Below are 6,970 nucleotides of genomic sequence, written 5' to 3'. Positions count from 1 at the left end.
GGGCGCGAGCTTTTTTGAGGGGGCTTGGTAGTTTATCTGTTTGCCATGGTAGGGTGTTGGCGGGGTTATCCGTTGCGATGGCATGTAGACTGGCATGCCCGCGGTGTCGTAGCGCATGATGCAAGTTCTGTGCGCGCGTAGCAAGTAACGTGAGCGTGGCAGCATCGATGGTCAGTGTCTGAATGCCCATTGCCTTATCCTTGATGGCGGCCGTATTTGGTAGAAGTCCGCCGATCACGCCGCCCAGTGCTGTACCCAGCCCCAGACTCGCCCCCAATGTGGCGACGTCAATACCCGCACCTACGATCATGCCTGTTACGCTGCCGCCAGCTGTGCGGATTCCATAGCGTGTCAATAGATCGGTGTCGAATACGTCTTGCTCTCGACCTGTAACCTCGATATCTGCCTCATCAATGGCAGCGTTATAGAACTGATATAGGTGCAATAACTTGCTCTGCATGATGTCCTCAGACTGGCGTACGGCTGTCTGTATGATGCTTAAGGTTGGCGCAGGATCTTCATCTTCATCGATTTTTTTGCTAAAACTTGCAACATTTACCAAGAAGTCAGCGATGATAGCAGAGCCTGACTCAGCCATGTCCTGCCAACTGTCTCGTCTGTTGTTTTGTAGGCTAGTGAATGCGCCATCGTGCGTGCTGAGTGTGGCAAGGTTCTGCCAAAGATGCATTTCGCCATCAAAGTCAAACGCCACAGTATCAAAGGCATTCACCACGTGAAGTGCGCGCCGAGACAGCATGTCGCGCCAGGTTGCCATGTTTTCTTCATTGCCTTTAATGAAGTTGAACACAGGCAGGACAGGCGTGCCACTGCTGGCGAGAATGGCAAGTTCGTCTTTATATTTTGATAATACAGGTTCGCGAGCATCGATGACATAGATGGCGATATCAGCATCGATGAGGCTGCGGATGACTTTGGCTTCTTGGCTAAAATCATCGCCAAGTCTAGGGTCATCATTGTCCACCGCCGCCAAGAACCCTTGGAGTCTCTCAACGCCATCGGTGCGTCCATCGGTATATTCTTGGATAAAATCCATCACGCCTGTCGCATCCTCGAGGCCTGGGGTGTCATGCAGCGTGATCAGCGGCTGACCTTGAGTATCCATGATCTGCACTGCGGCGACATGGCGTGTGGTGGCAGATTCGTTCTTAACTTCGCCAAATTGCGCGTCGCGAAGTAAGGTGCGCATGAGTGAGGTTTTGCCGACGTTGGTGTGTCCGATGACGGTGATGCTGGCTGTGTTCTTGGTGGTGGTCATGATGTGGTAATTCTTAGAGTTTTGATTATTATAAGTGCATCACCGGCGAAATAAAAGCTAAAAATACAACAAGCTCATGCAGGTTGATTGAGATCAACTCTAATCATGTGTATAGGATGGGCTGTGCGACTGATTTGGCAGTCAATGCATTGGCTTTTGTAAAATTTATGTTACAATGACGGCACTTTATTTTAAGCCTAAGATTATCCCATGCATGATACTAAACTTAATCTAAATCCATCACAAAGATCCGCCCAGCAGGCTTTGTTATTACAAGGCTTAACCACGCCTTACTATCTCTTAGATGAACAAAAAATCACCCAAAACCTTGCCATTATAGACCGCCTGTGCCAACTGTCAGGCGCGAAGGCTTTGCTTGCACTTAAGTGCTTTGCGACTTGGGGTGTGTTCGAGGCGATGCGTCCTTATTTGCATGGCACGACATCTTCATCGCTCTTTGAGGTGAGATTGGGCGCTGAGAAGTTCGGCGGTGAGACGCACGCCTACAGCGTTGCGTACAGTCATGGCGAGATTGATGAGGTTCTCGACCATGCTGATAAGATTATTTTTAATTCCATAAGTCAGCTTCACGCCTTTAAAGACAAAGCATATGCCAAAGGCGTACCCGTCGGACTAAGACTTAATCCTAATACAAGTAATTCTGCGTTCATTTTGGCAGATCCAGCACGTCCTTTTAGTCGTCTTGGTGAGCACGATGCCACAAAGGCGATGGCGGTGGCTGATGATATCACAGGCGTGATGCTGCATTATAATTGTGAGAATGAGAGCTTTGAGGCGTTTAGTGCAAGCTTGGATGATATTGAGAATAAATTTAGTGAGCTGTTTTATCATCTTGATTGGGTGAGCTTGGGTGGCGGTATTCATTTTATTGTAGAGGGTTATCCGCTTGAGAGATTGGCGCAGCGATTAAAGGATTTTGCCCAAAAATACAATGTCCAAATCTATCTAGAGCCAGGTGAGGCATGTGTTCATGATGGGGCGGTGCTGGTATCAAGCGTGCTTGATGTCATGGAAAATGGCAAATCGCTCGCTGTCGTAGATGCCGCCACAGAAAGCCACATGCTAGATCTGCTCATCTATGGACAATCAGCCAATCTACAATCCATCAACGGCAAGGACATCAACCTAGCGCCACAGATAAGTGATGACAGTACCATCATCTATGGTAAGACCTGTCTGGCGGGTGATATCTTTGGCGAATATCGCTTGGCTGAGCCACTTAAAGTGGGCGATCAGGTGGCATTTGGTAATGCGGCAGCCTACACGATGGTAAAAAAGAACTGGTTCAATGGCGTGGACATGCCATCCATCATCATTAAGAAGCTAGATGGTACGATTGCGATTCAGCGCTGTTTTGATTATGAAGATTACAAAAACAGCCTGTCTTAATAGGTGATTTTAAATAGCTAAATTTGATTAAACGACATAAGAGCTGCGTGATGGCTCACAAAAGGAGAGGAAATGTCTAAACCCAACATTTTGATTCTAGGTGCGGGCGGTGTGGCGCAGGTGGTCGCGCATAAGGTGGCAGAGTATCGTGAGTATTTTGGCGATATTCACCTTGTCAGTCGCAGCATTCATAAATGCACTGCCATTGCTGATGGCGTGGCGACTAAGCAGGGTATATCCATACACACCCATGCGATAGACGCATTAGATACAGAGGCATTGATAGAATTCATGCGCTCGATCGATGCTAATATCGTGATTAATGTTGGTTCGACATTCATCAATCAAAGCGTGCTAAAGGCCTGTATCGCGGTGGGTGCAGACTACCTAGATACCGCGATTCATGAGGACCCCGCCAAGATTTGCGAGACGCCGCCGTGGTATGAGAATTATGAATGGAAGCATAAAGACGCCTGCGAGCAAGCGGGCATCACCGCCATCTTGGGTGTTGGATTCGACCCTGGTGTGGTGAATAGCTATGCGCGCCTTGGGGTAGATTATTTTGATAAAGGAACAACGACCGATATTGACATCATTGACATCAATGCTGGTAGCCACGGCAGATATTTTGCGACGAATTTTGACCCTGAGATTAACTTTAGAGAATTTACGGGTAGGGTTTATACTTGGCAGAATAATGCTTGGCAGACCAATCAGATGTTCGAGGTCAAGCGCACAGATGATCTGCCTGTGGTCGGCATCCAGAACAGCTATCTAACAGGGCATGATGAGATTCACTCATTGCATAAGAACTTGGACGTGCCGAACATTCGTTTTTGGATGGGATTTAGCGATCATTACATCAATGTCTTTACCGTGTTAAAGAATCTGGGTTTGCTGTCAGAGCAGCCTGTGACGACTGCAGAGGGCTTAGAAGTTGTGCCGCTAAAAGTCGTTAAGGCAGTACTGCCAGACCCAAGCTCACTTGCGCCAAATTACACCGGCAAAACCTGCATCGGCAATAAGATGCGTGGCAAAAAAGCCGGCGTAGAAAGTGAGATTTTTATTTATAACGTTGTCGATCATCAAGAGGCCTATGCGGAGGTTGGTAGTCAGGGCATCTCGTACACCGCAGGCGTACCACCAGTTGCAGCTGCCATTTTGATCGCCAAAGGCGTATGGCGCACACGCAAGATGGTCAATGTCGAAGAGCTCGATCCGCGTCCATTTATTAATCTTTTGAACACCATGGGGCTGGTGACGCGCATTGTCGATGATGGCGGTGATCGCTTACTTGAATTTGATGGGGTGTGATGGGCGCAGGAAAATCGTTTTATAAACGGGTGCTTTATGTTAGAATAAAAAGTTATCCTAATAAATAAGACATCATCATGCGTATCCGTAAACTTTTTAAATTTGAAAACGCCCACATCGTCCGCAACTGCACGTCCGACCGTTGTAGTCGCTCCATTCATGGGCATAGCTATCAAGTGGAGCTTATCCTAGAAGCCCACGCCCTTGACAACGGGCAAATGGTCTATGATTTTGGGCTATTAAAGTCGCACATCAAGGACTTGATTGACAGTTTTGACCACGCCATTACCTTTTGGGATAAGGACGACCCCGATTATATCCGTGCGTGCAAGGACTTTTCGGCTCGTTGGATAAGCCTGCCTGTGTCGCCGTCTGCCGAGCAGTTTAGCCGTGTGATTTTTTATTGGGCGGATAAAGTCATGCAGAACACCACCACCCAAAATGGCGAAACGGACGTGTCTGTCTATTCGGTCATCGTTCACGAGACCGCCACAGGGTACGCTCAGTGTTTTCGTGAAGATGTTGAAAGCGAACGCATGGGTAAATTGTCGCTGGATATGTTTGAATTTAGCGAACAAGTCAAAGCTGAGTGGGGCGATAGTGAATTGTTTGATAAGCTAAAACGTGGTGAGAAATTTGTCAATCCAAAGCCGTTAAGACAGGTTGAAGTATGACAATCATCTTAAAAGACGAAACCGACACCGAACGCCTTGCCAACGCCCTTGCAAAAACCAACCCCGCAGGCAGTTTGTGGCTATCGGGCGATTTGGGGGCGGGCAAGACGACCTTTACCCGTTATCTTTTGCGTGCATTGGGACATACAGGGGCGGTAAAAAGCCCAACTTATACCTTAGTTGAGCCGTATAACATCAGCGGCAAGTCTGTGTACCATGCCGACCTATATCGGCTAAATGACCCAGAAGAGTTGGATTTTATTGGGTTTTTTGAATATTTTGATGAGCCAAATTCTCTGGTTATCATTGAATGGGCAAGCCGTGCCGAGACTGTCTTGCTAAAGCCTGATATAACGATAAACATCACAAGACAAGCCGATGAAAGTCGGGTGGTAGAGATTGTTGGAATGGATTTGGATTTGTCATGAATTTACATTATAAATCCCTGCCTGATAACACTGTCCTATCGCTTATCGCCCCAACGGCAAGCGGTAAGACCGATTTGGCGTGCCGTCTGTATGAGACAGGGCGGTTTGAGCTGATTTCAGTGGATAGTGCCCTGATTTATCAGGACATGAACATTGGCACGGCAAAACCGACCGATGACGAGCTTGTCCGTTTTCCACATCATCTCGTTAATATCATCAAGCCGACCGAAACCTATAACGTGGCGACTTTTGTGGCGGACGTGGAGCGACTCATTGGCGACATTCACGCACGGGGCAAAATTCCGCTACTTGTGGGCGGTACGATGATGTATTATATGGCACTTTTGGACGGTTTGTCCGCCGTGCCTGACACCGACCCTGCCATTCGTGGGCAGGTCATGGCGTGGCTGTCTGATAAAGGTATTGGCGAGCTGTACGCCTATCTGCAAACACACGACCCCAAGATTTGTCAGCGTCTAAAAATCTCTGACACACAGCGTATCACAAGGGCGGTGGAAGTGCATATGCAGACAGGCACGCCCATGAGCGCATGGCAAGCCACGCCCAAAGTCGCCCCTTGCCATAATCCGCATCAATACTGGCTGACCCTATCGGTAGAGCCTGAGCGTGCGTGGTTACATGAGCGTATCGCCAAACGCCTTGATATTATGTGGGAGCAGGGCTTGGTGGATGAAGTGATTTATCTTTTGCAAAAATACCCCGATTTAACGCCTGACATGCCGTCCATGCGGTGCGTGGGCTATCGGCAGGTATTGGAATTTTTGGCGAAAATCAATCACAAAGCCATGCAAGTGAACCCTGCAATAGCAGAGTTTAGCGACAAAGTGCGTTCCGAGATGCCTGATGAAGATAGGTTGTTTTTTGATCAAGGGGTGAATTTGGATGAGTGTTCACCTTTTTTGGTTAATAAATCAACAGATTCGACGATAAATTTACAAAAACAACAGCCAAATCTCTCACAAATGGCTTGTCAAGATATGAAAAATAAGGCATTATATGCAACAAGACAGTTAGCAAAACGCCAATCAACTTGGCAGCGTAGCCTTGCTCGTCTGAATGGTTCATCGCATGATGCGGTGATTGTACCATTTTCTAGCATACAACAAGTAGAAAAGCAGTTATTATAAAATCCAATCCTGCTTATGCATTGCATATTTGCATTATTTACTTTCGTTCGGAGAATTTTTATGTCAAAAGGGCAAAGTTTACAAGATCCATTTTTGAATGCGCTGCGTAAAGATCGCATTCCTGTGTCGATTTTTTTGGTTAATGGCATAAAGCTACAAGGACAAATTGAGTCTTTTGACCAATATGTAGTACTTCTAAAGAACACTGTCAGCCAAATGGTTTATAAGCACGCCATCTCAACAGTCGTGCCAACGCGTAACCCGCGTACAGATGGTGCACCTGCTTCCGGTTCACCAACAGGTTACCCAAATGCTCCAATCGGTGTGATGTCATCAAGCAGCTATCAATCAGGCTCTATGTCTGGTGGCATGAATCCAGGTTTTGACCGTGGTATGAATCAGGGCTTTGAGCGCCAAGGTGGCTTTAACAATCGTCCTGCTGGCGGCTTTACACGCAAACCGCCTGCTGATGGTTTTGGCTCTCGTGGTGGATTTGAGCGTGGCGGCTACCCACAAGGCGTTGGCATGAATCAAGGCTTCGACCGTGGTATGAATAATACAGGTTTTGATCGTAGCTTTGATAGAGCGGCATTTGATGAGCGCGGCTTTGATGGTAAGAACTTCGAAAAGAAAGAAAACCGTAACCTAGATCGCAGCGGATTCAATGATAAAGGCTTTGATGCCAAATTTGGCAATGAAGGCGATGATGAATTCAACGGC

7 protein-coding genes are annotated in these 6,970 nt (G+C 47.3%); 6 read left to right on the top strand and 1 reads right to left on the bottom strand.

Translation table 11 applies throughout. The features are described 5' to 3' along the window. Positions 1-1,276: DUF3482 domain-containing protein (locus GY683_RS05315; RefSeq protein ID WP_297287757.1), on the bottom strand; the 1,276-nt coding region annotated here is incomplete at its 3' end. 210 nt (positions 1,277-1,486) lie between these two features. Between GY683_RS05315 and nspC the strand changes: the two genes are divergently transcribed. The 6 genes from nspC to hfq all read left to right on the top strand — a co-directional run. Then, positions 1,487-2,686: a carboxynorspermidine decarboxylase gene (gene nspC / locus GY683_RS05310; RefSeq protein WP_297287756.1), complete on the top strand. Its 1,200-nt coding sequence runs from the start codon at positions 1,487-1,489 to the stop codon at positions 2,684-2,686. Between the two features lie 72 nt (positions 2,687-2,758). Beyond that, positions 2,759-4,000, top strand: coding sequence for a saccharopine dehydrogenase family protein (locus tag GY683_RS05305; protein ID WP_297287755.1), 1,242 nt, complete (start codon positions 2,759-2,761; stop codon positions 3,998-4,000). 77 nt (positions 4,001-4,077) lie between these two features. Then, positions 4,078-4,674: a 6-carboxytetrahydropterin synthase gene (locus GY683_RS05300; protein WP_297287754.1), complete on the top strand. Its 597-nt coding sequence runs from the start codon at positions 4,078-4,080 to the stop codon at positions 4,672-4,674. Beyond that, positions 4,671-5,102, top strand: a complete 432-nt coding sequence (gene tsaE / locus GY683_RS05295; RefSeq protein WP_297287753.1) for a tRNA (adenosine(37)-N6)-threonylcarbamoyltransferase complex ATPase subunit type 1 TsaE — start codon at positions 4,671-4,673, stop codon at positions 5,100-5,102. The genes GY683_RS05300 and tsaE overlap by 4 nt, the downstream gene beginning before the upstream one ends. Next, positions 5,099-6,250, top strand: a complete 1,152-nt coding sequence (gene miaA / locus GY683_RS05290; protein WP_297287752.1) for a tRNA (adenosine(37)-N6)-dimethylallyltransferase MiaA — start codon at positions 5,099-5,101, stop codon at positions 6,248-6,250. The genes tsaE and miaA overlap by 4 nt, the downstream gene beginning before the upstream one ends. A gap of 60 nt (positions 6,251-6,310) precedes the next feature. Then, positions 6,311-6,970 (top strand): RNA chaperone Hfq (gene hfq / locus GY683_RS05285; protein WP_297287751.1); only part of this gene is annotated, 660 nt, incomplete at its 3' end.

The organism is Moraxella sp. (genome assembly GCF_024227015.1).
In the GTDB taxonomy this organism is placed as follows: domain Bacteria; phylum Pseudomonadota; class Gammaproteobacteria; order Pseudomonadales; family Moraxellaceae; genus Moraxella.
Note: the sequence above shows the minus strand (reverse complement) of the source record. Positions and strands in the feature narration are given on the sequence as shown.